Origin of the sequence: Alkalicoccobacillus porphyridii (genome assembly GCF_007293315.1) — a bacterium.
Lineage (GTDB): Bacteria > Bacillota > Bacilli > Bacillales > Bacillaceae_D > Alkalicoccobacillus > Alkalicoccobacillus porphyridii.
The window spans coordinates 1-382 of the sequence record NZ_VLXZ01000073.1 but is presented as its reverse complement, the minus strand read 5'-3'; the positions used below and the strand labels follow the sequence as shown (position 1 = coordinate 382).

Sequence of the window (382 nt, the reverse complement as noted above, 5' to 3'; positions counted from 1 at the left end):
AATGCACAGTCTGGTCATCGGACAGATCAGGACGGATGAGAAATCTAATGAGATTACAGCTATCCCAGAACTTCTTAACATGCTGGATATTAAAGGAAAAATCATCACAACTGATGCGATGGGTTGCCAGAAAGATATTGCAGAGAAGATACAAAAACAGGGAGGTGATTATTTATTCGCGGTAAAAGGAAACCAGGGGCGGCTAAATAAAGCCTTTGAGGAAAAATTTACGCTGAAAGAATTAAATAATCCAGCGCATGACAGTTACGCAATGAGTGAAAAGAGTCACGGCAGAGAAGAAATCCGTATTCATATTGTTTGCGATGTCCCTGATGAACTTATTGATTTCACGTTTGAATGGAAAGGACTGAAAATTCACAAT

At 39.3% G+C, this 382-nt stretch carries 1 protein-coding gene; it reads left to right on the top strand.

Going from position 1 to position 382, the window contains the following annotated elements:
* Positions 1-382 (top strand): ISAs1 family transposase (locus FN960_RS23575; RefSeq protein WP_143850772.1); only part of this gene is annotated, 382 nt, incomplete at both ends.